This window comes from Ruegeria sp. BF12, assembly GCF_056538705.1.
In genome coordinates this window covers 21,645-48,596 of the sequence record NZ_JBQFTP010000024.1, presented here as the reverse complement: position 1 = coordinate 48,596, position 26,952 = coordinate 21,645, and the positions used below count along the sequence as shown (strand labels likewise).

Annotated in this window: 25 protein-coding genes; 16 read left to right on the top strand and 9 right to left on the bottom strand. The window is 59.1% G+C overall.

Annotation, left to right across the window (positions count from 1 at the left end; genetic code table 11):
• The first annotated feature begins 191 nt into the window (after positions 1 to 191).
• The 6 genes from ACR0J0_RS22450 to arcC all read left to right on the top strand — a co-directional run bounded on the left by ACR0J0_RS22450 (position 192) and on the right by arcC (position 7,577).
• The gene (locus tag ACR0J0_RS22450) at positions 192 to 1,199 is read left to right on the top strand and encodes a helix-turn-helix domain-containing protein (protein ID WP_480666213.1); all 1,008 of its coding nucleotides are present in this window, start codon (positions 192 to 194) and stop codon (positions 1,197 to 1,199) included.
• Between the two features lie 281 nt (positions 1,200 to 1,480).
• Positions 1,481 to 2,968 (top strand): YfcC family protein, encoded by a 1,488-nt coding sequence (locus tag ACR0J0_RS22445; protein WP_480666212.1) that lies wholly within the window; start codon positions 1,481 to 1,483, stop codon positions 2,966 to 2,968.
• A gap of 9 nt (positions 2,969 to 2,977) precedes the next feature.
• Positions 2,978 to 4,339, top strand: coding sequence for an amino acid permease (locus ACR0J0_RS22440; RefSeq protein WP_480666211.1), 1,362 nt, complete (start codon positions 2,978 to 2,980; stop codon positions 4,337 to 4,339).
• 14 nt (positions 4,340 to 4,353) lie between these two features.
• Complete coding sequence (locus tag ACR0J0_RS22435) at positions 4,354 to 5,580, top strand: arginine deiminase (RefSeq protein WP_480666210.1); 1,227 nt, start codon at positions 4,354 to 4,356, stop codon at positions 5,578 to 5,580.
• A 56-nt stretch (positions 5,581 to 5,636) separates the two neighbouring features.
• The gene (gene argF, locus ACR0J0_RS22430; RefSeq protein WP_170423409.1) at positions 5,637 to 6,635 is read left to right on the top strand and encodes an ornithine carbamoyltransferase; all 999 of its coding nucleotides are present in this window, start codon (positions 5,637 to 5,639) and stop codon (positions 6,633 to 6,635) included.
• A 3-nt stretch (positions 6,636 to 6,638) separates the two neighbouring features.
• Positions 6,639 to 7,577, top strand: a complete 939-nt coding sequence (gene arcC / locus ACR0J0_RS22425; protein ID WP_480666209.1) for a carbamate kinase — start codon at positions 6,639 to 6,641, stop codon at positions 7,575 to 7,577.
• A gap of 100 nt (positions 7,578 to 7,677) precedes the next feature.
• Here arcC and ACR0J0_RS22420 read toward each other — a convergent pair whose 3' ends face one another.
• Together ACR0J0_RS22420 and ACR0J0_RS22415 are read right to left on the bottom strand one after the other, a co-directional pair.
• A complete protein-coding gene (locus tag ACR0J0_RS22420) occupies positions 7,678 to 9,297 on the bottom strand; it encodes an adenylate/guanylate cyclase domain-containing protein (protein ID WP_480666208.1) in 1,620 nt (539 codons plus the stop codon).
• A gap of 134 nt (positions 9,298 to 9,431) precedes the next feature.
• Positions 9,432 to 10,124, bottom strand: coding sequence for a Crp/Fnr family transcriptional regulator (locus tag ACR0J0_RS22415; RefSeq protein WP_480666207.1), 693 nt, complete (start codon positions 10,122 to 10,124; stop codon positions 9,432 to 9,434).
• Positions 10,125 to 10,306: 182 nt separating this feature from the next.
• Between ACR0J0_RS22415 and hemA the strand changes: the two genes are divergently transcribed.
• Positions 10,307 to 11,530 (top strand): 5-aminolevulinate synthase, encoded by a 1,224-nt coding sequence (hemA, locus tag ACR0J0_RS22410; protein WP_480666206.1) that lies wholly within the window; start codon positions 10,307 to 10,309, stop codon positions 11,528 to 11,530.
• A gap of 58 nt (positions 11,531 to 11,588) precedes the next feature.
• Here the strand turns inward: hemA and ACR0J0_RS22405 are convergent, their stop codons facing one another.
• From ACR0J0_RS22405 to ACR0J0_RS22375, 7 genes are all read right to left on the bottom strand, one after another.
• Complete coding sequence (locus tag ACR0J0_RS22405) at positions 11,589 to 11,876, bottom strand: cytochrome C oxidase subunit IV family protein (protein ID WP_480666205.1); 288 nt, start codon at positions 11,874 to 11,876, stop codon at positions 11,589 to 11,591.
• 5 nt (positions 11,877 to 11,881) lie between these two features.
• Entirely contained in the window at positions 11,882 to 12,430 is a 549-nt protein-coding gene (locus ACR0J0_RS22400) for a cytochrome c oxidase subunit 3 (RefSeq protein ID WP_480666204.1), read from the bottom strand.
• Complete coding sequence (locus tag ACR0J0_RS22395) at positions 12,427 to 14,349, bottom strand: nitric oxide reductase activation protein NorD (protein ID WP_480666203.1); 1,923 nt, start codon at positions 14,347 to 14,349, stop codon at positions 12,427 to 12,429. Before ACR0J0_RS22395 ends, ACR0J0_RS22400 begins: the two co-directional genes overlap by 4 nt.
• A gap of 9 nt (positions 14,350 to 14,358) precedes the next feature.
• Entirely contained in the window at positions 14,359 to 15,168 is an 810-nt protein-coding gene (locus tag ACR0J0_RS22390) for an AAA family ATPase (RefSeq protein WP_480666202.1), read from the bottom strand.
• A 5-nt stretch (positions 15,169 to 15,173) separates the two neighbouring features.
• Positions 15,174 to 16,541 (bottom strand): cbb3-type cytochrome c oxidase subunit I, encoded by a 1,368-nt coding sequence (locus ACR0J0_RS22385; protein WP_239343150.1) that lies wholly within the window; start codon positions 16,539 to 16,541, stop codon positions 15,174 to 15,176.
• Between the two features lie 15 nt (positions 16,542 to 16,556).
• Positions 16,557 to 17,006, bottom strand: coding sequence for a c-type cytochrome (locus tag ACR0J0_RS22380; RefSeq protein ID WP_480666201.1), 450 nt, complete (start codon positions 17,004 to 17,006; stop codon positions 16,557 to 16,559).
• Between the two features lie 99 nt (positions 17,007 to 17,105).
• Positions 17,106 to 18,287: an NnrS family protein gene (locus tag ACR0J0_RS22375; RefSeq protein WP_480666200.1), complete on the bottom strand. Its 1,182-nt coding sequence runs from the start codon at positions 18,285 to 18,287 to the stop codon at positions 17,106 to 17,108.
• 235 nt (positions 18,288 to 18,522) lie between these two features.
• On the opposite strand from ACR0J0_RS22375, the gene ACR0J0_RS22370 reads away from it, so the two are divergent.
• The 9 genes from ACR0J0_RS22370 to ahbB (ACR0J0_RS22330) all read left to right on the top strand — a co-directional run bounded on the left by ACR0J0_RS22370 (position 18,523) and on the right by ahbB (ACR0J0_RS22330) (position 26,949).
• Positions 18,523 to 20,199, top strand: coding sequence for a cytochrome D1 domain-containing protein (locus ACR0J0_RS22370; RefSeq protein ID WP_480666199.1), 1,677 nt, complete (start codon positions 18,523 to 18,525; stop codon positions 20,197 to 20,199).
• Positions 20,200 to 20,323: 124 nt separating this feature from the next.
• Complete coding sequence (locus ACR0J0_RS22365) at positions 20,324 to 22,111, top strand: NapC/NirT family cytochrome c (RefSeq protein ID WP_480666198.1); 1,788 nt, start codon at positions 20,324 to 20,326, stop codon at positions 22,109 to 22,111.
• 54 nt (positions 22,112 to 22,165) lie between these two features.
• Positions 22,166 to 22,567: a cupredoxin domain-containing protein gene (locus ACR0J0_RS22360; RefSeq protein WP_480666197.1), complete on the top strand. Its 402-nt coding sequence runs from the start codon at positions 22,166 to 22,168 to the stop codon at positions 22,565 to 22,567.
• A gap of 205 nt (positions 22,568 to 22,772) precedes the next feature.
• A complete protein-coding gene (gene cobA / locus ACR0J0_RS22355; RefSeq protein ID WP_480666196.1) occupies positions 22,773 to 23,534 on the top strand; it encodes a uroporphyrinogen-III C-methyltransferase in 762 nt (253 codons plus the stop codon).
• Complete coding sequence (locus tag ACR0J0_RS22350; RefSeq protein ID WP_480666195.1) at positions 23,527 to 23,877, top strand: c-type cytochrome; 351 nt, start codon at positions 23,527 to 23,529, stop codon at positions 23,875 to 23,877. Before cobA ends, ACR0J0_RS22350 begins: the two co-directional genes overlap by 8 nt.
• Positions 23,874 to 25,019, top strand: a complete 1,146-nt coding sequence (locus tag ACR0J0_RS22345; RefSeq protein ID WP_480666194.1) for a cytochrome D1 domain-containing protein — start codon at positions 23,874 to 23,876, stop codon at positions 25,017 to 25,019. Before ACR0J0_RS22350 ends, ACR0J0_RS22345 begins: the two co-directional genes overlap by 4 nt.
• Positions 25,020 to 25,022: 3 nt before the next feature.
• Positions 25,023 to 26,012 carry a siroheme decarboxylase subunit beta gene (ahbB, locus tag ACR0J0_RS22340; protein ID WP_480666193.1) on the top strand — a complete coding sequence of 330 codons (990 nt, stop codon included), beginning with the start codon at positions 25,023 to 25,025 and terminating at the stop codon, positions 26,010 to 26,012.
• A complete protein-coding gene (locus ACR0J0_RS22335) occupies positions 26,009 to 26,458 on the top strand; it encodes an Lrp/AsnC family transcriptional regulator (RefSeq protein WP_480666192.1) in 450 nt (149 codons plus the stop codon). The genes ahbB (ACR0J0_RS22340) and ACR0J0_RS22335 overlap by 4 nt, the downstream gene beginning before the upstream one ends.
• Positions 26,455 to 26,949 carry a siroheme decarboxylase subunit beta gene (gene ahbB / locus ACR0J0_RS22330; protein WP_480666191.1) on the top strand — a complete coding sequence of 165 codons (495 nt, stop codon included), beginning with the start codon at positions 26,455 to 26,457 and terminating at the stop codon, positions 26,947 to 26,949. The genes ACR0J0_RS22335 and ahbB (ACR0J0_RS22330) overlap by 4 nt, the downstream gene beginning before the upstream one ends.
• The last annotated feature ends 3 nt before the right edge of the window (positions 26,950 to 26,952 follow it).

The window sequence follows — 26,952 nt, the reverse complement described above, 5'->3', positions numbered from 1 at the left end:
AACCGCGTCGACAACGCATACGGAGACCGAAACCTCGTCTGCACATGCCCACCAATGTCAGAATACGAAGAAGCCGCCGAGTAAAAACGCGGACCTGAAAAACACTCCGACCCCTGCCATGGCGGGGGTCGGGCATCAGAAAACGACCTTGCCTTGATGGGCAACGTCCACATCACTCAGGCGGAGGAACAATGAAACACTACGTCCTCAAGAACGGCCGGGCACGCTGGACCTGCGCGGCCTCGTCGTCACCTGAAAGAAAACACCACGTCGATGTCATTCTAGCTGGCACAGATACCGATGCGTCGGCGCAAATTGTCATCGAATTCTTTGACGCCCTGAACAAGCTGGTCGAAAACCACTCTTACATTGTCAACGTTCGGAGGTCGGCCGAAGAACCGGTTGGTGGGCCGTTATGCTGGTCAAGTCGAACAGCCCTGTTTTGGGGGGATATCAACAAAAACTGGCTGCTGGATGATTCCGAAAAAGCCTGGACATGTCAGGTCATGAATTTGGCGTCCCGCACAATTCTTGTGGGCGGAGCGGTTTTGCTGCTTGGTCAAACCGGACGATCGGAAAGAACGGTCGCAGCGGTTCATCCCAACTTTATGGCCGCAGCACAGGAAGTAGGGTTGATTGACGATAGCAGCGGCATCCACATGTCATATGACAGTCGTTTGCACAGCGCCTCAACCCGGCTGAGCGCGCTTCGCCTTTTGTCCGATTTTGTGTCCTTTGATCATGGTGAGCATCTGGCCGACACACTACGCAGCTATATCGGCCTGTCCGAACCCAAACGATCCGCCAAAAGCCATCTTGCGATCCGCCTGTTCCAACGCTCCGAGGCCGATCCACAAGTCCGCAAAACCGTCGAAACTATGCTTGAAAACCTGGAAGATCCCCTGCGGATATCCGATCTGGCGCAATCATTGGGAACGTCGACGCGCCAGTTGCAACGCAGGTTTCTCAGCAAGACCGGCACAAAACTGCTGACCACCTACAGAGAGTTGCGTCTTGAACGTGCCGACATCCTGCTTCGGACAACAGATCTTTCTCAGCGCGAGATTTCGGCGGCCACCGGATTTTCGTCTGCGGCAGCATTGGGCCGTGCATTTCGCTCTCATTTCAAGACGACGCCCGACGACATCCGCAATCAGCGTTTTGCCGGTCAACTTTCAGCCGTAAACACTGCCGTCTAGGCCGCGGCCCAAGGGCTTTGGTTTTGATTTCGGTCCAGATGATCGGGCTGAAAACGGTGTCGTTGGTTCGCCCAATGGCCAGACTTCTGTTTTGCCACCCGTCTTTCATTGATCCGCCAAAATCGAGTGTAACAAAGCAACCTAAGCGCGGAGCTTTGCCACGCGCACTCCACTTCGCAAAACTTTGATGACAGAATGTCATCTTAGCATTAGTTTGCGACTATAAAATTCGAATGTTTGATTGATTTCCCGCTCTGCTAACCCCCAAGCGCGAGTATACTATGTCGAAATTCAAGTTCCCGACCGCCTTTACAATCCTGTTTGTCCTGATCGCCGTTGTAGCTGTACTGACCTGGGTCATCCCGGCTGGTGAGTATGAGCGGCAGATGAACGAAGCGCTTGGCAGCGAAGCCCCTGTACCCGGCACTTATCACGAGGTCGCGCCAAACCCGCAGGGGATTACGTCCGTCATCCTTGCCCCGATTGCCGGGATGTACGACCCGGGACTTCTGGGAAGTTCCTCCAGCGCCGCAATCGATGTGGCGTTTTTTGTTCTGATCATCGGCGGATTCCTGATGGTGGTTACGAAAACCGGTGCGATAGATGCGGGAATCGGATGGTTGCTGCACCGGCTGGCCGGACGGGAAATCCTGATGATTCCCATTTTGATGATCGCCTTTGCTTTCGGCGGAACCAGCTATGGCATGGCCGAGGAGTCGCTGGCGTTCTACGCGCTGATCATTCCGGTCTTCATACGGGCTGGGTATGACTCTCTGACCGGCGTTGCCGTCATCATGCTGGGCGCGGGGATCGGAACGTTGGGTTCGACCTTCAATGCGTTTGCGACGGTTGTTGCATCCCAGGGTGCCGGAATTCCCTTCACCAACGGGATCGTCCTGCGCTTCATCATTCTCGCCTTATGTCTGGCCGCTGGTATTGCCTTTGTCATGCGATATGCACGACGCGTTAAGGCCGATCCATCCGCGTCAGTGGTTGCGGATCAAGCCGAAGAAAACAGGGCGCATTTCCTGAAAGGATCGGACAGCGACGACGCGTTCCCCGAGTTGACTCGGACGCGGTCGATCATCCTGATCCTGTTCGGCCTGACCTTTGCAGTGATGATCTATGGCGTGGTCGCGCTGGATTGGTGGATGGCTAGAATGTCGGGCCTGTTTCTTGTCATGTCGATCATCGTCTGGTGGGTCGGGAAACTGGATGAAGCGTCCCGGATGGATGAGGCGACCTTTGTCGATACCTTCGTTGATGGCGCGCGCGACCTGTTGGGCGTCGCGCTAATTATCGGGGTCGCGCGCGGCGTGGTTGTCATCATGGACGCAGGCAAGATCACCGACACGATTCTGGCAGCAGCCGAGGGCTTTGTGTCCGGCCTCAGCGAGTTTGCCTTTATCAACGCGATGTTCGGCATTCAGATTCTGATGTCCTTCCTTGTGCCCTCGTCCTCAGGGCTGGCAACGCTGTCGATGCCGATCATGGCACCGCTGGCAGACTTCGCCGGTGTTGGACGCGATCTGGTGGTGACTGCGTATCAGTCCGCTAATGGATGGGTGAACCTGTTCAATCCGACCTTTGCGGTGGTGATGGGCGGGTTGGCCATTGGCCGGGTGTCTTATGATCGGTGGCTTCGATTTGTCTTCCCCCTGTTGGTCATCCTTGCCGTCATCATCTGCGCCGCGCTCACAGCCGGAGCCATTACGGATCCGGGGATCGACGACCCAGCAGCCGAGACCTCAGACACGACGTCGAGCTGAGCCGGCGCAATGACCGATCGTACCGCCTCAGAGACGACGTCAACAACGGGTGCCCTTGGGCTGACGGCGTGTATCGCTCTAGTCGTAGGAAACATGATCGGGTCGGGAGTGTTTCTGTTGCCTGCCTCGCTGGCGCCGTTCGGCCCTATCGCGATCGGGGGGTGGATTCTGACATCCGCAGGCGCTCTGGTTCTGGCGATCATCTTTGGACGACTGTCGCGTGTGGTGTCGAAGCCCGGTGGTCCTTACGCTTACTCACAAGAGGCGTTTGGTGATTTTGCCGGGTTTATCATCGCTTGGGGGTATTGGATCGCCCTGTGGACTGGGAATGCCGCCGTTGCCGTGGCCTTGGTGGGGTATCTGGGTTTCCTGTTCCCGGTCATTATCGAAGTCCCCATGTACGGCCTTGCAACCGCTCTGGTCGCGATCTGGTCGCTGACGCTGATCAATATTCGCGGTGTGGAAGGGGCGGGCTTGGTTCAGATCGTGACCACGGTGCTTAAACTTGCTCCGCTGATCGTCATTGGCACGCTGGGTATCTTCTGGATCAATACCGAGAACTACATTCCAGTCAACCAAAGTGGCACCACAGCTTTCACGGCAATTTCGGCGGCGGCAGCCCTGACGCTTTGGGCCTATCTGGGTCTTGAATCCGCAACGGTTCCTTCCGGCGACGTTATCGAACCTGAAAAGACCATTCCGCGCGCCACCGTGATCGGAGTGATTGTTGCGGCATGCGTCTATATCTCGGTGACTGCCGTTTCGATGGGGGTCATTCCTGCCGAGCTTCTTGCCGTGTCCGCCGCGCCGCTTGCCGCCGTTGGCGACGTCATGTTCGGCCCTGTTGGCGGTATCCTCGTGGCCATAGGCGCGGTGATATCAACGTTTGGCACTCTAAACGGATTCACCCTACTCAGCGGGCAGGTCCCTTACGGGGCGGCCTTGGATCGCGTGTTCCCTGCAGCATTGGCGCGAAAATCCAAATTTGGAACGCCCGCAAATGCGCTGATCCTGTCGAACGCGCTGGCCTCGGTTCTTATCATCATGAACTACGCCCAAGGTCTGGTCGCCGCATTCAACTTTGTCATTCTGCTCGCCGTTGTCGCCAGCCTGTTACCCTATGCCATCTGTTCCGTTGCCGAAATCATGATCCGACTGAAAGGCGGGCAGGTTTTGCATGGCCCGGAATTGGCCAAGGTTGTCGTGCTGGGCGCGCTTGGGTTCATTTATTCGGTCTGGGCTTTCATCGGTTCGGGCGCTGAAACCGTTTTGGTTGGCTCCGTCCTGTTGCTGGCGGGCGTGCCAATCCATGTCTGGGTCCGCTGGAGCCAGGCCAATGACGTTGAAGACATTCAGAAAACGGATACCTAGAAAGGAGAATTGCCATGAAGCTCGGCGTTCATTCCGAGATCGGAAAGCTCAACAAGGTGATCGTCTCGCGCCCGTCACTGGCGCATGATCGACTGACACCGCGAAACTGCGAAGAGCTTCTGTTCGATGACGTGATCTGGGTCGAACAGGCCCGCAAGGATCACGCCGAATTCTGTTCGCTCATGCGGGAACGCGGGGTTGAGGTTTATGACATTCAGGATCTGCTGGCCGAGGCGATCCGGTCAGACCCGGCCGCGCGTGCCTTCCTTCTGGACCGCCTGATCACGCCCAACATGGTCGGGCTTGGGTTTTCCGTGGAAATGCGCGCCTGGCTGGACGAGATGGATGCCAAAATGTTGGCCCGCCATATGCTGGGCGGGATCATCTTCGCGGACCTGCCCAAGGGTATGATTGATGAGCAGTTCGGCGATCTGGTTTCGCTGGGCGATTTCATCCTTCCGGCCATCCCGAATGCCCAGTTCCAGCGCGACCCCTCCTGCTGGATTTTCGATGGTGTGACGACGAACCCGATGTTCTGGCCTGCTCGTAAGCCGGAAACCCTGATCATGCGCACAGTGTATCGGCATCATAAGATGTTCAAGGACGCCGAGTTCGAGTTCTGGTGGGGCGACAGCGACGACGATTTTGGCCTCGCCTCGGTCGAGGGTGGCGACGTTCAACCGGTGGGCAACGGCACAGTCTTCATTGGAATGGGCGAACGCACTACCCGGCAAGCCGTCGCACAGGTTGCGGAAGCCCTATTCAGAAAGGGCGGTGCTGAACGTGTCGTCGCCTGTGCGATGCCAAAAAGCCGCGCGGCCATGCACCTGGATACAGTGTTCACTTGCCTTGACCACGACAAAGTCACCGCATTCTCCGAAGTCGCGGACCAGATCACCTGTATCTCAATTCGTCCTGGCGACCGCGGCGATTTGGATATCCACGTGGAGAAAGGGCACCTGTTTGACGTTTACAAAGAGGCTCTGGGGCTGAATTCGCTCGAGGTCATCTCGACCGGCGGCAACGAATTCCAGGCTGAACGCGAGCAATGGGATGACGGCAACAACGTCGTGGCCCTCTCGCCCGGTGTGGTCGTTGGCTATGCGCGCAACACGTTTACGAACGGAAAGATGCGCGCAGCCGGTGTCGAAGTGATCGAAATCTCGGGTCAGGAACTGGGGCGTGGCCGCGGCGGTGGCCACTGCATGACCTGCCCGATCGACCGCGACCCCGCCTATTGAATTTACCATGGGTGCAGCCCCCTTGCGCCCGCTGATTTTTTGTTAGGAGAGACAAAATGGCATTCAATCTCAAAGGCCGTAGCTATCTTAAAATTGCCGATTTCAGCCAGCGTGAAATGCTGTACCTGCTGGATCTGGCCCGCGACCTGAAACGCGCGAAATATGCCCGCGCGGAACAGCCCTCGCTGACCGGAAAGAACATTTGCCTGATCTTCGAGAAAACTTCGACACGCACCCGCTGCGCCTTTGAAGTGGCCGCTTACGATCAGGGTGCGAATATCACCTATCTTGATCCGTCGGGCTCACAAATCGGGCACAAGGAGTCGATGAAAGACACGGCCCGCGTATTGGGCCGCATGTTCGACGGGATTGAATTTCGCGGTGCTGGTCAGGACATGGTTGAAACGCTGTCAGAATATGCCGGTGTCCCAGTTTATAACGGCCTGACAGATGACTGGCACCCGACGCAGATGCTTGCCGACATGCAGACCATGATCGAGCACGCCGACAAGCCCCGCAAAGACATCGTTTATGCCTATTCGGGCGACTGTCGGTCCAACATGGGCAACTCGCTGCTGATGTTGGGCGCGATCATGGGCTGCGACGTCCGGATGATTTCGCCGAAAGAAACCCAGCCCCATGACGATGTGCGCGAATTGGCGATGGAGCGGGCTGAAAAGACCGGCGCACGTGTGACCATCACGGACGACACGTCCGCGGTAGAGGGCGCGGATTTCATTCATACCGATGTCTGGGTGTCGATGGGTGAGCCTAAAGAAGTCTGGGCCGAGCGGATCAAGCTGCTGAGCCCCTATCAGGTCAACATGGATCTGATGAAGAAAACCGGCAATCCGGCGGTCAAGTTCATGCACTGCCTGCCCGCCTTCCACAATCTGGAGACCAAGGTCGGTCAGGACATTCACGAACAGTTCGGCATCACCGAGATGGAAGTGACCGAGGAAGTCTTCGAAAGTGATATGAACATCGCGTTCGAGCAAGCCGAAAACCGGATGCACACGATCAAAGCGATCCTCGTCGCGACATTGGGAGCCTGAACCATGGGACGCGTTGTTGTAGCACTCGGCGGCAACGCGCTTCTCAAACGGGGTGAGGCGATGACGGCGGACAATCAGCGCAAGAACGCAAAGATTGCCGCCGAAGCCCTCGCCCCGCTCTGCGAAGCGCACGAAACCGTCATCACTCATGGCAATGGTCCGCAGGTCGGGATGCTGGCCCTGCAAGAGATCATGTATACGGATGTCGAGGAATACCCGCTGGACGTTTTGGTCGGCGAAACGATGGGCATGATCGGCTACATGATCGAGCAGGAGCTTGGGAACATCCTGCCCTTCGAGCATCACATCGCCACCCTGTTGACTATGATCGAGGTCGATCCGAGCGACCCGGCCTTTGACAATCCGACCAAATTCATCGGGCAGGTTTATTCCGAAGCGGACGCCAAGAAAGAGGCGGCTGACAAGGGCTGGACGGTGAAACCGGATGGCGAGTACTGGCGACGCGTGGTGCCATCGCCCCGCCCGAAACGTATCTTTCAGGTCGAACCGATCCGTTGGATTCTGGAGAAGGGCGCGACCGTAATCGCCGCTGGCGGAGGTGGCATCCCGACGATGTATGAGGCAGGTGCTGAACGGAAACTGGTTGGGGTCGAAGCCGTCATCGACAAGGATTTCGCCTCGTGCCTGCTGGCGCAGAACCTTGGCGCAGATTTCTTTGTCATCGCCACGGACGCTGAGGCCGTGTTCCTGAACTGGGGAACTCCCGATCAAAAGGGTATCCGGTCAATCACGCCTGATGCGTTGGACGCGTACGACTTCCCCGCCGGGTCAATGGGTCCAAAGGTGCAGGCCGCACAGGACTTCGTGCGATCCTCGGGCGGTCGGTCCATTATTTGCGCACTCGCAGATGTTCCGGCCGCAGTAAGGGGCGAGAAAGGCACCACAGTTTCGCTGGAGGCCGGTGCGACGCAGTATCACTGAGCGGATCAAATCTGAGTCGGATCCTGAAAGCGGCCATCGTTTCCCTGAGCAGCTATTGGCCGCCCTACAATACTGCGTGACGTATATAGCTATTTTCCGGTCACATCGACAACGCGCCCTGAGGTTCCGGCGTGTTTGCAAGTTCGAACGCCCCGACACTCGCTCCGATGCCTTTCAGATCAAACGGGCCAGCCGGAACCATATCGCTCTGTACCTGCCAAGCGGTCGCACTGGAGACAAGCACCTGCCCGTCCTTCGCGATTTCGCACAGACGCGCCGCCAGGTTTGGCGCGGGCCCGATGGCCGAGTAATCCTGACGCCCTTCAAACCCAATCCGTCCCAGGGTTGCCGCGCCCGTGGCGATCCCGATTCCAAGGCCCAGGCCGTGCTCGGCAGAACCTGCCTTGAATGGGAACATTGCCTGACGGACATCCACCTGCATTTTTTGAGCCAAATCGACGGCCCGCTGCGCCGCGTCGTCCAATGGCACCGGAGCACCGAACAAAACCATCAGGCCATCCCCGAGAAACCGTTCCAACGTCCCACCGCACGCCTCGACAAGCGGTCCGCAGGTGCCGTGAAAAGAATTCAGTGCCGCGACGACCTGATCGGGATTGGCCACTGCCGCAAAGGCCGTAAAGCCGCGCAGATCCGCAAACAGAACCGTGATCTCAGCTTTGCGAGTCCTCAGGACGTCCGCCTCGTCGGTTGCGCCGACAATCATTGTCGCCACCTGCGGCGGAAGGAAACGTTTCAGGCGGTTGGTGCGTTCGATCTCTTCAATCTGTTTGGCCACGCGGGATTCCAATGCCGCGTTCCAATCAGACAGTTGTGCCTTTTGCAGCTCGACCTGTTCGTAAAGCGCGCCAAGTTTTTCGCTGGTTTGGTTCACATGGCTGGCCAGTTCGCCAAGTTCATCGCGGTTGGGCACCGTGATTCTGGTGTCGAACGTTCCGCTAGACAACTTGCTGAGCGCCCCATGGATGCGTTCAATTGGCCACAGTAATGCGGTCGAAATCGAGTAGCCCAGCAACAGGGCAATCCCGATCGCCACAAATGCTGCGGCAATGATGTTCTGGCGCGAGGTCAGGTAAGCCTGCGTCGTTGTAGTTGCGAGGTCGCGCATTTCTTTTTCGATACCTTGCGCGGCCGTATAGGCCTCGCGTTGCATCGCCTGTAGCGGTTCAAAAACCTGGATGCCGTAATTCACCGCCGCCGCGAGTTCGCCCGCCCCACTCAACCGGCGTAACTCCAAAAGCGCAGGCTCAAGGGCCCGAAGATCGGACCGAAGCCCTTCTATCGCTTTCTCATCCGGCATGCCGGGCTGTCCGAACTTGCGGGCTCCGATTGCCAGATTGCGCTCCAGTTCCGTGGCAACGTGAAAGATCGACGCCGTTGGTGTTCCGAAAAATCCGCCGCGCAGTGCAAAATCCAACGAGCCTTGAGGCACGAAAAGCGCCAGAACATGCCCGTTCAGGTTGGAAATTGTCCCATAAGTATCGCTAAAGAATGCGATGCGCTCTTGATCGCGCGCCATCGCCTCGGTTCGCTGATTTGTCTGGTGCAGGGCGAAAAGGCCAAACAGCGCCAGACCAACAAGCAGGCAGGTTATTCCCAGAAACGCGGCAAGCAACTTGACCCGAACCGAAAGAGCGATCCTGGCGACGCTGAGCGCAACAATGGGTGGTCTCTCAAGGCCAATGCTGCGGTCGTGTGTCATGTTCGCAACCCCGCCGAAATGTGCGGCACTACGGAATTAAGTATACACAAATTCGCATGCAATTGCCAGAAACCGACGCAGTTTCTTGGCGCGGCGGGCACATTTGCAACCCCCGATTGAGGCTTTTGTTTAGACTACTTCTCGGAGGAGTCGCTTTCAGCGTAATCCCGCAGAGTTTCAATATCCGCGATTTCCGCATGGTTGCGGTTGATTTTCACGCCCACAGCCTTGAGACGGGAAAACGCCCGGCTCAGGCTTTCGGGCTTCATGCCCAGACGCCCGGCAATCAGCATCTTGTCGTATGGCAGGTCAACTTCGCATTTGCCAGTTTCCTGGTCAGACAGGTTCAACAGGAACTCGGCCACCCTTTGCGCACCGGTCTGGGCCTTGAGCTGCTCAAGCTGCGCGACCAGCGAATGCAGATGGGTAAACGTAGCCGCCAGGATCGACACCCCGATCTCTGGGTCTTCGCGCATCAATGACAGCAGAATCGGGCTGGGAATATGCATCACTTCGCAGGCCGACACCGCCTCGGCGGAAACTGGGTATGGCACATTACGCAAGGCGACTGCCTCGCCGAAACTCTCGCCGCGGGTAAACACGCTGACCACGGCCTCGGCCCCGGTGGGTGCCATGCGAAACAACTTAACCCAACCGGCCAGAATAACGTGAACCGCCTTGGCCTCTTCCTCCTGAAGAAAGATCGTCTCACCCCGATCATAACGCCGCCAAATCGCATGGCTGAGGAGTTTGTCGATATGGTGTTCCGGCAAGCTTTTGAGCAACAGCGACTGTCTGGCGATTGCTTTTTGTGCTTCATGCGCCACGAAGCGTCCCCTTTTTTCCCTGGCCGATAGTCAGGCCGGTACATTTGTCACTTTATGCCTATGCCAAACATGAATCCCCTGCACCAGTCTTTTCATGCGCCGCAACTTGACAATTGTCATGTCCCTGACGGGCTCACAGACCTAATCTCGGCCCAAAGCCAGTATTCCCGGGAGTGTGCGAGATGGACTACGAGCGATTTTTCACCCAGAGCCTTGATGATCTGCGGGACGAAGGAAACTATCGCGTTTTCATAGATCTGCAACGGCGCTGCGGAGCGTTCCCGAACGCGCGCCAGACCGACGGCGCGCTGCAGCGCGATGTGCGGATCTGGTGTTCCAATGACTATCTGGGCATGGGCCAGCATCCGGACGTGATCGGCGCCATGCATGACGCGTTGGACCGATGCGGCGCGGGTGCGGGGGGCACGCGCAACATCTCGGGCACGACTCACGACCATGTGCTGCTGGAATACGAACTGGCCGATCTGCATGGGAAAGAGGCCGCGCTTCTGTTTACCTCGGGTTACGTGTCGAACTGGGCCGCGTTGGGGACGCTGGCATCGAAGATTCCCGGTTTGATCGTTTTCTCTGATGCGCTGAACCATGCCTCGATGATCGAAGGCATCCGCCACTCACGGGCTCAGAAAGTCATTTGGAAACACAACGACCTGGAGGACCTCGAGGCCAAACTGGCCGCCGCCGATCCCGACGCGCCCAAGATGATCGCGTTTGAATCTGTCTATTCCATGGATGGCGACATCGCCCCGATCAAAGAGATCTGCGATCTGGCCGACAAATACGGTGCGATGACCTATCTCGACGAGGTCCATGCCGTCGGCCTTTATGGCCCGCGCGGCGGTGGTATCGCCGAACGCGAAGGCCTGATGGACCGGTTGACCGTGATCGAAGGGACCCTGGGCAAGGCTTTCGGCGTGGTCGGCGGGTACATCGCCGCCTCTGCCGCGCTGTGCGATTTCGTGCGCAGTTTTGCCAGCGGTTTCATTTTCACAACCGCATTGCCGCCCGCGATAGCGGCCGGTGCGGCCGCGTCGATCCGGCACCTGAAACAGTCCAACACCGAGCGGGACATGCAAAAGGCCCGCGTGGAACAGGTTCGCGCCCGGTTGGACGCTGAAGGCATTCCGCATCTGCCCAACCCCAGCCACATCATCCCCGTGATGGTGGGCGATCCGGTGAAGTGTAAATTCATCTCGGACACACTGTTGGAAGAGTTCGGCATCTACATCCAGCCGATCAACTACCCCACCGTGCCGAAAGGGACCGAGCGTTTGCGGATCACCCCCTCGCCCGTTCACACCGACGAAGATGTCGACCATCTGGTCGGCGCGCTGTCGGCCCTGTGGCAGCGGTGCCAGATCGCCCGGATGCCGATCGCCGCACAGTAACCAAAGCGCCCCCTCGCTTGCTAACCTGCCGCCTCACCGAGGCGGCTTTTTTCTTTGGTCAGATCAGATAGAGGGCGAAAATCACCACCGAAAACCCGGTCAGCACCATGGTAAAGCCGCGCAGCCAGGCGGGGCTTTCGGCAAGGTCGAGATAACGCGCAAGGATCACCCGGGCTTTGACTAACGCAAGGATCAGAATGCCCGCGCCAACAAGTTCCGGAGGCGCGGAAAGCATGGTCAGCAAAGCGGATGCCAAGCTCAGCGCCAACAGGCTCAACCAGGCGCTGGTCAATGCGTTCGGGAACCTTCGGTTAGAGTATTTGGGAAAAGGTGAAGCGGTGGGCATGGCTATCATCCCAGCAGGTAGATCACAGGGAACAGCATGATCCAGACCAGATCGACCATGTGCCAGAATTGAGCGCCCGCCTCGATGTTGCGAGGGTCATCCCGCCAGGACACCAACAGCAGAATGCCGACACCCGCCAACACATGCGCGGCATGAAAGCCGGTCAGCAGGTAGTAGAACAGGAAAAACGGGTGGGTCTCGAAGGTGATCCCCTGTGTGGCTTTGCCCGCGTATTCGGCACCTTTTATGATCAGGAATACGATCCCCAGCAGGGCTGCGCCAATCAGTGCCAGCCGCGCCACGCCACGCCACGCCGCTCTGCGCCAGTGCAGGGCCTGCGCGGCAAGATAACCCGAGGTGACCAGCACCGCCGTATTGAACGCCGCACCCGTGCGGTAGAGGTGCGATTGCGCTTCGGCAAAGCCAACCGGGTCGGTCAGGCGAACAGCCATGAAAGCGATCAGGCCAGCCCCGAAGACCAGCAACTCTGAAATGATCAGCACCCACATCAGCAATTCGCCGGGCAGTTCGTCGATGAGAGACGTGTCGCTCATGCCCCGACCAGTTGGCGGTAGATCTGCGGCAAGGCCATCGTCAGTCGATGCGGGTCGGGAATAACGGCAAATCCACCCTGCCCGAACATGCGCGGGAACCAGCTTTTACCGGTCTTGTCGATGGTGACGCCAAACACGGACTGCCCGACCCGACGGGCCTCGCGCACAGCCATGCAGGTATCCTCGATGCCGTGGCGGCCCTCATAGTGATCGAGGTCGTTCGGTTTGCCATCGGTGATGACCAGCAGCAGGCGACGTTTGCGAGACTGCGCCGCGAGATCGGCCGAGCAATGGCGGATCGCAGCACCCAGACGGGTATAATGCCCCGGCCGCAACGAGGCGATACGCTGTTCGACCGTTCCGCCCATCGGCTCGTCGAACCGTTTGCAGCGCTGGACATAGACACGCTGACGTTTCAGCGAACTGAAGGCGTGGATTGCGAAATCGTCCCCGCAGGCATTCAGCCCCCAAGCGAGCGCAGCCAGAGCCTCGCGTTCGATATCGATCACGGCGCGGCCCGTGACGGCACTTTCGGTCGAGCGGCTGACGTCGAGCAAGATCGAGACCGCAAGGTCGCGTGCTTCGGGACGCGATTGCAGCCAGACGCGTTCGGTGCCTTCGCCATTGGCGCACCGATCGACCTGAGAACGCACGGCCGCTTCGATGTCCAACTGGTCGCCGTCAAGATGGCCGCGGGTCATGACCCGACCGGGGCGCAGCGCCTCGAACTGGCGTTTCACGGCGCGTATCCGGCGAGCGGTGGCGGGGTCTTTACCAAACTCGGCAGCGTCTTCGCGAATATCCGCATCTGACAACAGAACGTTGACGTGATCGGGCAGGTACTTACCGGTGCGCACATCCCATTCGGGGTACAGGATTCGACCCGACAGACGTTCGCGGTTCACATCCTCGGGTGCGAGGTCCAGATGCAGTTTCAACCGGGTCGGGGGCGCTTTGGAGATCTGTCCAAGCCCTATTTCTTCCTGATCGTCGGCAGCCTTCTTGGCGTTGTCCGGATCGTCGTCATCGATACGGCGGTTGATATTGAGGAACTCAGCCCAACTGAGGATCGCCTCAAACTTGTGCAAGATAAAACTGTCGCTACGCGACGCCTGATCCGATTTGCGACGGCGGGCGCGATGGGTTTTTTCGCCCGATTCCTCGGGTGGGCCTTCGGTGTCGGGGTTTTCGACCTCGTTATGCTCGGAAAAGCCAACGGCACGCAATTCCGGCCACAGGGCGACCGGGCGAAAACGCTGGTATCCGCGCGGCGCGGTCAGGTCATCCTCCAGCGTCAGCAGCTCCTCGGCCCTGGTCGAAAGCGGCGCGGGATCGCCCAGCATGTGGCGGGCCAGTTCCTCGACCGCAGCTTCAATGGGCGGCAAGTCGGGCACGTCGCGCTGATGCAGCAACCCTTTGCAGAGCTCTGTGTAGAGCGGTCGCAAACCAGGTGCGTCTTCCAATGTCGCGTCGACCATGTCCTGTGCGGCGGCCAGGGCGCGCAGATCAGCGCGTAGCGGGTCATCTTCGTCAATTCGCGTTCCGGCGTGGGCCGCAGCGGCGGCAAGCCAAACATAGAGCGCGCCATTTGCCTCACGTGCTGGGAACACCGCCAGACGGTCGGGCAGGCGCAAAACCTCGCCATCGAATGAGGCACGGGGGATTAATTCCGCTTCGGTCGCAAGGCGGCGGCGCCAACCTAGCCGGTGGCGCGAAACCTCGGGTGAGACCGGGCGCAATTCAACGCCCGGACTACCCCCAAGCCCTCGAAAGAGGACTGCCAGCCGCCCCGCGACCTCAGAGAGGTCGACCGCGGCTCCAACATGCACCTCAGGTGCATCGAGGCGGCTGGCAAGGGTGTGCCACAGTTTCCCGATCGTTTCTTCGGGTTCCCATGGCTCAAAGTCGATCTTGACCATCGGCCGGCCTCACCCAAAGACAGCCGTGACAAGATCGAGGAGCCCGCGTTTGATATCCTCGTCATCAGTCAGAGGTTCGATCATTGCGGCAAGGATGGCGCGGTCGGTGGACATGCCCTGTGCGATCAGTGTCGCGGCATAGACAACCAGACGGGTGGAAACGCCTTCCTCTAGGTCCTGACCCTTGAGCCCGCGCAGCTTGCCAGCAAGGCGCACCAGCGGTTTGCAGCGTTCCAGCGGCAGACCGCTTTCCTGCGCGACGACTTCGGCCTCCATCTCGGGCGACGGAAAGTCGAATTCCAGCGAGATGAACCGTTGCCGGGTCGAGGGTTTCAGGGTTTTCAGGATATTCTGGTAACCGGGGTTGTAGGAGGCCACCAGCATGAAGCCGGGCGCAGCCTCAAGCTCTTCGCCGGTGCGGTCGATGGGCAGGATGCGCCGATCGTCGGTCAGCGGGTGCAGCACGACGGTCACGTCCTTGCGGGCTTCGACCACCTCATCAAGGTAGCAGATCGCGCCTTCGCGCACCGCGCGGGTCAGGGGGCCATCGACCCAGACGGTTTCGCCGCCTTTCAGCAGGTAGCGGCCGATCAGGTCAGCGGCGGCCAGGTCGTCGTGGCAGGCCACGGTGTAAAGCGGGCGGCCAAGGCTGGCGGCCATATGGGCCACAAAGCGGGTCTTGCCGCATCCGGTCGGTCCTTTCAGCAGAACCGGCAGGTTGTTGGTATAGGCGGCGGCGAACACGTCGCATTCGTCGCCCTGAGGGAGGTAGAAGGGGGCGTCAGCCGCCCCCGTTCCCATTTGTATGGAGCCGTCCATATCCATTACTCCGCAGGTGTTTCAGCTACGCCGGGTTCAATGATCTCTTTCCGGGGGACCCAGATCGAGTAGATGAACAGCAGCGCACCAAGGACCACCACCAGACCAGAACCAAGACGCATCCAGTAGAAGATCGCGATCTGATCCTGCACATCCATGAAGTAGTCACCGACGACCCGCTGCATGTGAGTCTGAACAGTACCGGCAAAGGTCAGCACGAAGGTCATGAAGACCATGCCGCTGGTCATCAGCCAGAAGGACGCCATGTTGAGAACCTGATTGTAAGGATCGCGGTTCTTGAGGATCGGCATCGCATAGCTGAAGATCGCCAGGTTGAGGCAGACATAGGCGCCGTAGAAGGCCAGGTGTCCGTGAGCCGCAGTGATCTGAGTGCCGTGGGTATAGTAGTTGACCCCGTGCAGCGTGTGCAGGAAGCCCCAGACACCGGCACCGAAGAACGCCAGCGTGGCACAGCCCAGCGACCACAGCAGCGCGGCCTTGTTGGGGTGGTCACGGCGGCCCTTCCAGACCATGACGAAGGCAAAGGCCATCATCGCGAAGAACGGGATCACCTCAAGGCTCGAGAAGATCGAACCGATCCACTGCCAGTACGCAGGCGTACCGATCCAGTAATAGTGGTGGCCGGTGCCGAGGATGCCCGAGAACAGGGCGGCGGCAACGATGACATAAAGCCATTTCTCGACGATCTCACGGTCAACGCCGGTCAGCTTGAGCATCAGATAGGCCAGAATCGAGGCCATGATCAGTTCCCAAACACCTTCGACCCACAGGTGGACGACGTACCACCAGTATTGTTTGTCCAGGGACAGGTTGCCCGGGTTGTAGAAGGCAAACAGGAACAACAGCGCCAGACCCCAGAGGCCCAGAAGTAGGATGTTCGAAATCGCGGTTTTCTTACCCTTCAGCACCGTCATCGAGATGTTGTAGAGGAAGATCAGCGCGGCAACGACGATGCCCGCCTTGACCCATTTGGGCTGTTCAAGGAACTCACGCCCTTCTTTGCCCAGCAGCCAGTTGCCTTCGAACAGGTTGAAGACATAGGTCACGACCACGCCCAGTGTACCGACCACAAGGATGATCAGCTGCAGATAGGCCAGTTTGGTCGAATGGATCTCACGCTCGGTCTCTTCCGGGATCAGGAAATAGGCCGCGCCGAAGAAGCCCAGGATCAACCAGACAATCAGCGAGTTGGTGTGCAGCATCCGCACGATGTTGAACGGCAGAAGCTCGCTCAGGAAGTTGGGGGATACATAGATCAGACCAGCCAGCAGGCCGCCGATCACCTGTATCGCGAACAGGCCCATGGCTACTGCAAAGTAGGCGTAGGCAATTTTTTGGGATTCGTACTTCATTTCTCCGTTCCCTTCTCAGCCCGCATCATTCGGGGGCCAGTCCTGAGCGTCGATATTGTCCGTCCAGATCAGGAAGTTCGCCAGATCACGGATCTCTTCGTCGCTGAGGTTGAAATTGGGCATCTGCCGGCGTCCCTCGATTCCCGTAGGCTGAGACTCCATCCAACCTTTGAGGACCTCGAAGGCCTCGTCAGGATCGTCCAGAACATCCCACCGGGTCATTACATTGGCGACCTCGGGGGCAAAATAGGCGCCTTCACCCATTATCGAGTGACAGTTGATACAGGCGTGTTTTTCCCAGACGTGCTTGCCTCTAACCACACTGTCATCGAGCTTCGCCGAATTCTCGGAGTTCACGATATACCAGTGGGAATGGGCCGACAGGGCCAGAAAGATAAGAATAAAGAACAGTGACCCGCCATAGAATATATTGCGGGCCATGCTCTTGGTCATGACTTCTCGCATCGCGCTCTCCTTTGCGCCGATTAGCTAGTTAAGCCAGAATGGCGACCGGGCCATAGGATCGCCTTAACGAAAGTCAAGACAGGCGAAAGGAATTGAAATTCAGGCTGCATGATCCGCCCGGGGTTTGGTCAAAGCAGGCCACATGGCAACCAGATACAGCGCAAACGAGGTGATCCAAAGGCCGTCCGACAGCAGCATCGCAACCATATAGCCCGCATTCAGCTCTGCGCCGACCCAGCGAGACAGAGCGGCCAACGCCATCAGACCATAAGCCACAACCATCGGTCCGGGCGCGATCAGTGCGCGGCCGCTATGCCCCAGCGCAGCTCGGCTCATGACCGCCAGGGTCATACCGCCGACACAGCCGATGCCCAGAACATGCAGGGCTGCAACCTCGTCACCTATACCCAGCACCGCAAACCCCCACAGGATCAGGCCCAGAGCTAGCATGCCCAACCCCAGATGCAACGCGAGCAGGATTGGTTGCCGCGTAGCCCATTTGGTCCTCCAACGCGACATGCGCAGGATCTGCACAGCCCCCAACACCAGCGCCAGAGCACCGGTTGCGGGTGCCGCCCCAAGGGTCAGCACGCCCAGCGGCAGAATCAGGGCCAGAATCATGCCCGCCTTATCCAGGCGCGCGACAGAGACCGGCCAGTCCGCTTCGGGTACACCAGCGCGCTTCATGGCGTTTCGCGTAAAGGCCGGCGTGATCCGTCCGCCCAGAATCGCGATCATCGCGCAAAGGCTCATCAACCCTGCCCGCAGGCCGGTCTGCAGCGTATCATCCGTGATCCCCATCCATTCCAGGTGGGTCATTAGATCCGCGATCCAGATATAGCTGAGCAACAGCAGGAAAATCATGTTCTGCGGTTTCGGGCGACGGATCAGCTGTGTGGCGATCTTGGCAGCCAAGATCGGCACGAAAGCCAGATCAACAACCGCCACAAAAACCGGGGACAGCATGCCCGAGAACCACATTGCCATCCGACCGGCCAGCCACAATCCGGCTGCCAGAGTAATAAACCGCGCGCGCGCGTCAGGCGCACCTGTCCAGTTCGGCACCGCTGTCAGAAAGAACCCGCCCAGCGCCGCGGTGGCATAGCCAAAGATCATCTCGTGCGCGTGCCACATCGGCGGCGTCATGCCGTAATCCGGCGCCATGTAGGGCACTGTCAGCCATAACCCCCAGACCAGTCCGACAAACAGCCCGTACAGCCCGGCGGACAGAAAGAATACTCGGAACCCCTCACCAAAAATACGGGTGATGACTGCGGGCATGACTGCTCTCCTTGGTCGTTTGCCCAAGCTCTAGCAGTCGGCCAATCCGCATGACTTAACCAAAATCAAAACCCGCACAAAACATGTTCCTAAAACACAGATTTTCCGAAGGTTTTTGACCGTTTTTTTCGCACCCGACACCCGGATTGCACCCCCGGTGTTGACTTTCGTCAAGGATCACAATCCCGCGATGTTCCACCCTTAGCCCCGCCTCACCAGCAAATGGAGAGTGATCATGTCACTTGGAATCAGCTACAACAAAACTGGCCGCGCCTTTGGGGTCGGTTTGGCGATGCTTCTTGGCAGCGTCGCCGCGCCAGCCTTTGCCGAAGAGCCAACATTAAGCGACGAAGCGTTTGAGTCGTCCAAACAGCTCTATTTCGAACAATGCGCGGGCTGCCACGGCGTTCTGCGCAAAGGCGCCACCGGCAAAAGCCTCGAACCACATTGGAAGAAAACCGCAGCCGACGGCACCGTAACCGAAGGCGGCACCCTTGCACTTGGTCAAGAGCGCCTCGAAAAGATTATCGCCTGGGGTACCGAAGGCGGTATGAACAACTTCTCGGACATCATGACCGAGCAGGAAATCAAGGATATGGCGACCTATATCCAGATGGAGGCCCCCAAGCCGCCAGAGATGTCGCTGGAACAGATGAAAGCCACCCGCAAGGTCTATGTCGAAGAAGCCGACTATCCGACCGAGCCGCTGCATGGCCGCAACTGGGAAAACTTCTTCGTCGTCATCGAGCGTGACGTAGGTAAAGTGGCCGTTATCGACGGCGACACCAAAGAAGTGTTGACACATATCCCGACAGGTTATGCCGTGCACGTTCTGAAAGCATCGGAACACCACAGCATTACCGAGCCTGAGCACCCCGGCCGCTTCTGGTACACCATGGGCCGCGACGGCAAGATGACCAAGATCGACCTCTGGCAAAAGCCCGAGAACATGCTGGTTTCGGAAGTCAAGATTGCCTATGACGCACGTGACGTGGCCGTTTCCGGCGACGGCAAATACGTCATCGGTGGTGGTTACTGGCCGCCGCACTTTGCAATCGTAGATGCCCAGACAATGGAACCGGTCAAGGTTGTATCGACCCGCGGTGTGAATGTGGACGGCGACTATGTGGAAGAGGCCCGTGTGGCCGCAATCTACACAACGCCGAACGAACCGACCTGGATCGTCGCGATCAAGGAATTGGGTCAGCTGTGGCAGGTTGACTATACCGACCTGGATAACCTGCGGATCGACAAAATCGACTCGGCCAAGTTCCTGCACGACGGTTTCTTTGACCCGACAGGCCGGTACTTCCAGATCGCTGCGAACGCGTCGAACAAGATGGTTGTTGTCGACACCGAAACTCACAAGCTTGAGGCGATGATCGACACCGCTGCCCTGCCGCACCCCGGGCCGGGCGCCAACTGGGTCGACCCGAATTGCGGTCCGGTCGCTGGCACAACCCACCTTGGTGTCGGTACCGTGACTGTTTGGGGCAACGATCCTGAGAATCGTCCGGATGATGCCTGGAAAGTCTGCTACGAAGTAGAAACCGATGGCCCCGGCCTGTTTGTTCGGACCCACCCGAATTCGGACTACATCTGGGCGGACCAGACCAAGCACCCCGAGCCTGAAATTCAGCAATCGGTGCAGGTCATCTCGAAAGAGACCGGCGAGATCGTGAAAACCATCCAGATCACCGAAGATGAAGGCAGCGCTGCCGTACACTTCGAGTTCAACGCGGATGGCACCGAGGTCTGGGTTTCCAAATGGAACCTGTCGGACTCGAAAGAACCCAACGGTCAGATCGTGATCTTCGACGCCAAGACGCTGGAAGAAATCGGTCGCATCGAAGGGCTGTATGCCCCGACCGGCAAGTTCAACGTCTACAACCGCTCGAACCACGTCACCTGACGGGTTCTCAGCCAAAACCGGAAAGGGCGGGCCCCTCGCCCGCCCTTTCTTCGTTTGCCTTTTCAGCCAAATGCGCCGGCCTGACACGCCGCGCCAGTCAAAACAGCCATAACGGAGCCCGGATATGACCTCCGAACCGGATAAAAAACCACCGATCTGGCGCCGGTATTTCCTGTGGGGAATGCCCGTGGCCGGCATCGCCGCGGCCTTTGTCGGCGGCATCGTCTTCTGGGGCGGGTTCAACACCGCCATGGAAGCCACCAACACCAAGGACTTCTGCATCTCATGCCACGAGATGCGCGATTTCGTTTACGAGGAATACACCGGCACGATCCATGACGTGAACCGGTCCGGCGTGGGCGCAGTCTGTTCCGACTGTCACGTGCCCAAGGACTGGACGCACAAGATGATCCGCAAGATTAAAGCGTCCAAAGAGTTGTACGGCAAGGTCGTCGGCACCATCAACACGCGTGAGAAGTTCGAAGCCAAGCGCGTGCATCTGGCGATGAACGAGTGGGAACGGATGAAAGCCACCGACTCGCGCGAATGCCGCAACTGCCACGATTTCGAATCGATGATGCCCGAGTTCCAAAAACCTCGTGCGCGTCAGCAGCACCTGAATGCGATGGAGATCGGCCAGACCTGTATCGACTGTCATAAGGGGATCGCGCACTCGGATGCCCGTGACCGGGCCGACGAGGAGTATCTGGAAGAGCTGGAAGCACCAAACCCGGACTTTATTCGTCCGATCCCGCCGGAGTACCTGGCCAGCCTTGCAAAGATCGAGGCCAAGGAAGCTGCCGAAGCCGAAGCTGAAAAAGCCGCCAAAGCAGCGCAGCACGAGGCCGTACAGGCCCAAATCGCAGCCGCCGTTGACGCAGCCGTTGCCGAAGAGCGTTCTAAAGCAAACGGAGCAGAAGCTGCGGCCCCCGCAGGTGGTGGTGGCAGCGATGTCGGTGGCGACGTCGACTGGAATGCCGTTGCAAGCGCGGATCTGAAACTGTTCTACCCCGGTCAGGCCTCGTTCGAATGGGTGCAGAACGGAAAGTTCCACGGCGGTGCACGCCCGCTGACCAAAGGTGGCGATCAATGCACGACCTGCCATGCCAAGGAACTGGATACGATCGGCAACAAGATCGTCGCGGGTGGTGATCTGGAGCCGACACCGATCCCCGGCAAACGCGGCGTGATCGACGCAACCGTTCAGGCAACCCATGACGATGAAAACCTGTATATCCGCCTGCAATGGCCGGATGCGGGCCACAACCCGGCACCCTTCGTGGATGGCGGTAAGATGGATCCGGACAACCAGATCAAGGTCGCCATGATGATCACCGGCACCGGGATCGAGCTGGGCGAACAGGTGGGTTGCTGGGCCTCGTGTCACGCAGACAACAGCTATATGCCCTTTGATCCGGGCGCGGATGCGATTTCCGCAAACGGTGATATCGCAGGCCGCCTGAACACCCAGGACACGGTGACCAAGTACATCAGCGAAAGCCGCACCGATGTCGAGGTCAAAGGCCGCCGCGGCAAACCGCTGGGTGGTTGGGACAAGCTGGAAGCCGAAGCGCAGATCGAGCAGTACCTGGCCGATGGCACCTATCTGGACCTGATGCGTGTCTACGCCGATGGCAGCGCAACAAACGGCTATCTGCTGGAACAGCGCGTGGTCAATGACGGTGAAATCGCAGCCTCGGCCAACCTGTCCGGTGGCATGTGGACCGTCGTCTTCTCGCGGCCGCTGAATTCCGGCGCGCCTGGGGATGTCCCGTTGGAGCCGGGCCAGACCTACACGGTCGGCTTTGCGATCCACGACGACTTTGCCGCGGCAAGGTTCCACCATGTGACGCTGAACACCAGCCTCGCGCTGGATGACGACACCGCCAGTATCAACGTGGTAAAACAATGATTGTAGGGGCCGGGCAATCCGGCCCCTACCCTTTTCGGAAAGGAGACATGGACAATGAAACCCCACCGCCTTCTTCCTGCGCTGCTGCTTATGGCAGCGCCTGCATTTGCGGACGAGGCCGCCACGATCTGTGCTGAGGCCGAAGAACGCTATGCCGAGCTGTTCGGTCAACCCTCATCGGCGGTCGAGGACGCCGAAGTGGTTCTGATGTACAAATACAATTTCTGTCCCACCGAACTGACAGTCAAACCGGGCACCACGGTGCGCTGGGTGAACGTGGACAAACGCACCAGCCACTCGGTCCTGCTGAAGGATGGTAGTGAACCCGAAAGCGACCGTTTGTTCCCTGAGGAATCCGTTGATCTGACGTTCCTCACGCCCGGCCCACAGGAATACCTGTGCGGCCCGCATTGGGAAACACAGAATATGATCGGAATGGTCACCGTCGAACCCTGAGCCGAGGCAGAATAAATACAGGCATGAAGAAAGGAGCGCGGGCGCAAATCCCGCGCTCCTTAACTTATGTCAAGGAGGTTGGTTTAGGATTGCGCCAGTCTGCCGTCATGACACGCCCGGCTCACCCAGCAACGTCCCAAATGCGCGCATGGAAACGGCAGGAAAACCCGGGTTCCGAAGACATTCAGAACAAGCGAGTTTGCACATGAGCGGTAAGGTTTTTCTGATAGGCGCTGGCCCTGGCGACCCCGAACTGATGACCCTGCGCGCATTGCGTATGCTGCAAGAAGCCGATGTCGTGGTTTACGACCGTCTGGTCTCGGCCGACATCCTCGCCATGCACGCGGAAAACGCACGTCTCATCCCTGTGGGCAAGGCCCCCAAATGCCATACCGTCCCGCAGGATCGCATCAACGAAATTCTGGTCGAAGAGGCCCGCGCAGGTCACACCGTTGCCCGTCTTAAAGGCGGCGATCCGATGATCTTTGGCCGCGGTTCGGAAGAGGCCGCCTATCTGATGGCCCACGGTATCGCAATCGAATACGCGCCGGGTATCACGGCGGCACAGGGGGCGTCCTGTTCGACGGGCGTACCGTTGACCCATCGCGGCTTGGCGACCTCGGTCCAGTACGTCACCGGCCACCGGCAGGCGGACAAGGTGCTGGACCTCGATTGGAAACGCCTTGCCGATCCCGCAACCACCCTTGTGATCTACATGGGGGTCGCCAATATCGGTCAGATCGCCATGGGGCTGATGACCGAAAACCTGCCAGGCTCGACCCCCGTTCTGGCCGTTGGCAAGGCGACCACGCCAGAGGAACGCCGACTTGTTTCGCGCCTCGATCAGCTCGCTACAGATGTGCGGGACGCCGACCTAAAGGCCCCGACGCTGTTTATCATCGGACAGGTGGTTTCGCTGTACGCGGATCGCCCTGTGGCTGACCTGTTGGAGCAGGCTCATGGCTAGCGTCGCCCAAATGATCGGCGGGCTTCCGGCTTGGACCTCACGCGCGGTCCTCACTACAGCTGTACTGATCGCAACGTCGGCCCTTGCCGCTGACGTGATTGATCCCAACGCCCTGAAACGTCTTGTCCACCAGGATTGCGGTTCGTGCCACGGGCTGAGCCTCAAGGGTGGCCTTGGTCCGGATCTGCGATCGGAAACTCTGGAGCATTACGACGCGGACGTTCTGACCGGCGTCATCCTCGATGGCATCCCCGATACGGCAATGCCCCCATGGCGGCCTTTGATCAGCGAGGAAGAGGCCGAATGGATCGCTCGTTACCTTCTTGAATCGGAGGCACAATGAAACACCTCATCCTTAGCCTTGCGGCCACACTGATGATGACAACGGCGCAAGCCGAACCCACGGCCACCGGAGACCTTGGGCTCGTGATCGAACGCGCCAAAGGTTCGGTTCTGCTGGTTGATCAATCCGACCGGGCGGCTCTGGCCCGGATCGAAGGGCTGGGCGATCTGTCCCATGCCTCGCTGGTTTATTCACCCGATGAGCGCTTTGCCTATGTCTTCGGGCGCGATGGCGGGCTGACAAAGGTTGATATCGTCACCCGTCAGATCGTGAACCGTGTGGTGCAGGCCGGCAACGCCATTGGCGGCGCGATCTCGGATGATGGCCGATTGGTGGCAGTTTCGAATTACGAACCCGGTGGCGTGCGCGTCTTTGATGCGGACACGCTGGAAATGGTTGCCGACATCCCCACCGACAGCAAAACAATCGGCCTGGTCGATGCACCCGGTCGCCGGTTCGTCTTTACCATGTGGGACACGGGCGAGACATGGATCGCCGATTTCGCCAAGGGCGACCCCGAGATCACCAAGATCCCCGACATGGGCAAAAATCCCTATGACGCGCTGATCACCGCCAATGGGCGCACCTATATCACCGGCCTGTTCGGCGAAGACGGGCTGACCGCGCTGGACCTGTGGGCCGACACCCCCGAACCGATCCGCGTACTGCCGGACTACGGCCGTGGTCAGGAAGAAATGCCTGTTTACAAAATGCCCCATCTGGAAGGCTGGGCACTGACAGGCCGCGAGTTTGTTCTGCCTGCAGTGGGCCACCACGAAGTTCTGTGGATCGACGCGGACACCCTGGAGGAAACAGGGCGAACCCAAACTCACGGTCAGCCGGTTTTTGCCATGGCCCGCCCCGACGGGCGGCAGGTTTGGGTGAATTTCGCACACCCGCTGAATGACACGATTCAAGTGATCGACAGCGTGAGCAAAGAGATCATCCATGAATTCAAACCCGGCCCAGCGGTGCTGCATATGGAGTTCACACCGCGCGGGCATGAGGTCTGGATCAGCGTGCGCGATGCCAACAAGGTCATGGTCTACGACACGCAGACCTTCGAAAAACTGCGCGAGATTGATGCGGACAGCCCCTCGGGCATCTTCTTCACTGCCCGTGCGCACAAAATGGGGCTGTAAGCGATGGAGCATATCACCGATCCGATCGATCGTAGGCTGCTGGATGAGTTTCAGCGCGACTTTCCCGTCAACGAGCGCCCTTTTCAGGTGCTGGCTTTCACGCTTGGACTGGACGAGAGCGAAGTGCTCGACCGCCTGACCCGGATGCGAGCCACCGGACGGATCACCCGAGTTGGCGCGACAGTCGCGCCGGGGGCGGTTTCGGCCAGCACGTTGGCCGCGGTTGCCGCACCTAATGAACGGCTGGAAGAGGTTGCCGCGCTGATCGACGCCGAGCCGGGCGTGAACCACAATTACCAGCGCGAGAACAAGTGGAACCTGTGGTTTGTCGCCACCGGGCCGGACCGCGCGCATGTCGACGAAACGCTGACCCGAATCGCCAATCGCACCGGGCTGCGGGTTCTGGACCTGCGACTGGTGCGCCCGTTCAATGTGGATCTGGGCTTTCGGATGTCTGGCGAGGTCCGCAACGTGCCCGGACCACGGCGGGTTGATTGCTCGGCGTTGCAAGCAGGCGACCGAACCTTGTTGCAGGCCCTCAGTTCCGGGCTGCCTCTGGTTGCTGAACCTTATACCGAATTGGCCCGATCACTGGACCGCGAAGCGGCAGAAGTGATGGCGCGGATCGAGGCGCTGCACAGCGCCGGCATAATCTCGCGCCTTGGGGTTATCGTGCGGCACCGCGCGCTTGGGTGGTCAGCCAATGCGATGGTCGTCTGGGACTTGCCCAGCGAGCAGATCGACGCCGCCGGACCCGCCCTTGCGGCCCATCCCGGGGTGACCCTGTGTTACGAACGACGCCCAATCGAAGGGGTCTGGCCCTACCGCCTTTACTCCATGATCCACGCCCGTTCGCGCAGCGAAGCGCTCGAGGTTTTGGCCAGTGCACGCGCCCTGCCGGAACTGTTTGGCGCGCAGCATAAGGTCCTGTTCTCGACCCGCTGTTTCAAACAGACCGGTGCGCTGATCCAGACAAAGGAGGCCGCGGCATGACGCTTGACGCAACTGACCGGGCAATTCTGAACCGAATGCAGGACGACCTGCCGCTGACGTCGCATCCCTATGCAGCAGTGGCCGAAGAACTGGATTTGTCGGAACATGACCTGCTGGCACGTCTGACTCGCCTGAAAGACGACCGGGTAATCACACGCTTCGGCCCCTTCTTCGACGCCGCCGCAATGGGGGGCGCATTTTGCCTGTGCGCAATGGCAGTTCCGGCCGAGAATTTCGAAACCGTCCTGACCAAAGTCAATGCGCATCCCGAGGTCGCCCATAATTATGAGCGTACGCACCGGCTGAACATGTGGTTCGTGCTGGCCACCGAAACGCCCGAGGGGATCGAGGCCGCCGCCGATGCAATCGAACGGGAAACGGGGATCGTGGTTCTCCGTTTCCCCAAACTTCAGGAATTCTTCATCGGCTTCCGGGTGGCGGCATGATCGACGCAAAAGACAGAGAGATTATCGAGGCGCTGCAAGGCGGCCTGCCTCTGGTGCCCGCACCCTATGCGCAGGTGGCGGACAGCCTTGGCATCGACGAGGACGCGCTGCTGCATCGTCTGGCCGAGCTGAAATCGCGCGGTGTGATCCGCCGCATCGCCGCCGCGCCCAACCACTACAAGCTGGGCATGACATCGAACGGCATGACCGTCTGGGATGTCGAAGACGCCCGCATCACCGAACTGGGCGCCCAGATCGGTGCACTGCCGTTTGTCACCCATTGCTATGAACGCCCCCGCGCCCTGCCCGACTGGCCCTACAACCTGTTCGCCATGGTTCACGGAAAGGACCGTGATGAGGTCGAAGAAAAACGGGCCGAGATCACGGCGATTCTGGGCGATGCCTGCCGGGCCAAAGACATCCTCTATTCCACGCGCATTCTGAAAAAGACCGGGCTGCGCCTGAAATCCAAAGAGCAAGCGAAAGGCTGAGAC

Coding starts and splice junctions, on each gene's coding strand:
- ACR0J0_RS22335 (WP_480666192.1), top strand. CDS start 26,009: ATGACGCTTGACGCAACTGACCGGGCAATTCTGAACCGAATGCAGGAC.
- ACR0J0_RS22350 (WP_480666195.1), top strand. CDS start 23,527: ATGGCTAGCGTCGCCCAAATGATCGGCGGGCTTCCGGCTTGGACCTCA.
- ACR0J0_RS22375 (WP_480666200.1), bottom strand. CDS start 18,287: ATGCCCGCAGTCATCACCCGTATTTTTGGTGAGGGGTTCCGAGTATTC.
- ACR0J0_RS22400 (WP_480666204.1), bottom strand. CDS start 12,430: ATGAGCGACACGTCTCTCATCGACGAACTGCCCGGCGAATTGCTGATG.
- ACR0J0_RS22450 (WP_480666213.1), top strand. CDS start 192: ATGAAACACTACGTCCTCAAGAACGGCCGGGCACGCTGGACCTGCGCG.
- ACR0J0_RS22345 (WP_480666194.1), top strand. CDS start 23,874: ATGAAACACCTCATCCTTAGCCTTGCGGCCACACTGATGATGACAACG.
- ACR0J0_RS22435 (WP_480666210.1), top strand. CDS start 4,354: ATGAAGCTCGGCGTTCATTCCGAGATCGGAAAGCTCAACAAGGTGATC.
- ahbB (WP_480666193.1), top strand. CDS start 25,023: ATGGAGCATATCACCGATCCGATCGATCGTAGGCTGCTGGATGAGTTT.
- ACR0J0_RS22365 (WP_480666198.1), top strand. CDS start 20,324: ATGACCTCCGAACCGGATAAAAAACCACCGATCTGGCGCCGGTATTTC.
- ACR0J0_RS22420 (WP_480666208.1), bottom strand. CDS start 9,297: ATGACACACGACCGCAGCATTGGCCTTGAGAGACCACCCATTGTTGCG.
- hemA (WP_480666206.1), top strand. CDS start 10,307: ATGGACTACGAGCGATTTTTCACCCAGAGCCTTGATGATCTGCGGGAC.
- ahbB (WP_480666191.1), top strand. CDS start 26,455: ATGATCGACGCAAAAGACAGAGAGATTATCGAGGCGCTGCAAGGCGGC.
- ACR0J0_RS22390 (WP_480666202.1), bottom strand. CDS start 15,168: ATGGACGGCTCCATACAAATGGGAACGGGGGCGGCTGACGCCCCCTTC.
- ACR0J0_RS22440 (WP_480666211.1), top strand. CDS start 2,978: ATGACCGATCGTACCGCCTCAGAGACGACGTCAACAACGGGTGCCCTT.
- ACR0J0_RS22395 (WP_480666203.1), bottom strand. CDS start 14,349: ATGGTCAAGATCGACTTTGAGCCATGGGAACCCGAAGAAACGATCGGG.
- argF (WP_170423409.1), top strand. CDS start 5,637: ATGGCATTCAATCTCAAAGGCCGTAGCTATCTTAAAATTGCCGATTTC.
- ACR0J0_RS22385 (WP_239343150.1), bottom strand. CDS start 16,541: ATGAAGTACGAATCCCAAAAAATTGCCTACGCCTACTTTGCAGTAGCC.
- ACR0J0_RS22380 (WP_480666201.1), bottom strand. CDS start 17,006: ATGCGAGAAGTCATGACCAAGAGCATGGCCCGCAATATATTCTATGGC.
- arcC (WP_480666209.1), top strand. CDS start 6,639: ATGGGACGCGTTGTTGTAGCACTCGGCGGCAACGCGCTTCTCAAACGG.
- ACR0J0_RS22370 (WP_480666199.1), top strand. CDS start 18,523: ATGTCACTTGGAATCAGCTACAACAAAACTGGCCGCGCCTTTGGGGTC.
- cobA (WP_480666196.1), top strand. CDS start 22,773: ATGAGCGGTAAGGTTTTTCTGATAGGCGCTGGCCCTGGCGACCCCGAA.
- ACR0J0_RS22445 (WP_480666212.1), top strand. CDS start 1,481: ATGTCGAAATTCAAGTTCCCGACCGCCTTTACAATCCTGTTTGTCCTG.
- ACR0J0_RS22360 (WP_480666197.1), top strand. CDS start 22,166: ATGAAACCCCACCGCCTTCTTCCTGCGCTGCTGCTTATGGCAGCGCCT.
- ACR0J0_RS22405 (WP_480666205.1), bottom strand. CDS start 11,876: ATGCCCACCGCTTCACCTTTTCCCAAATACTCTAACCGAAGGTTCCCG.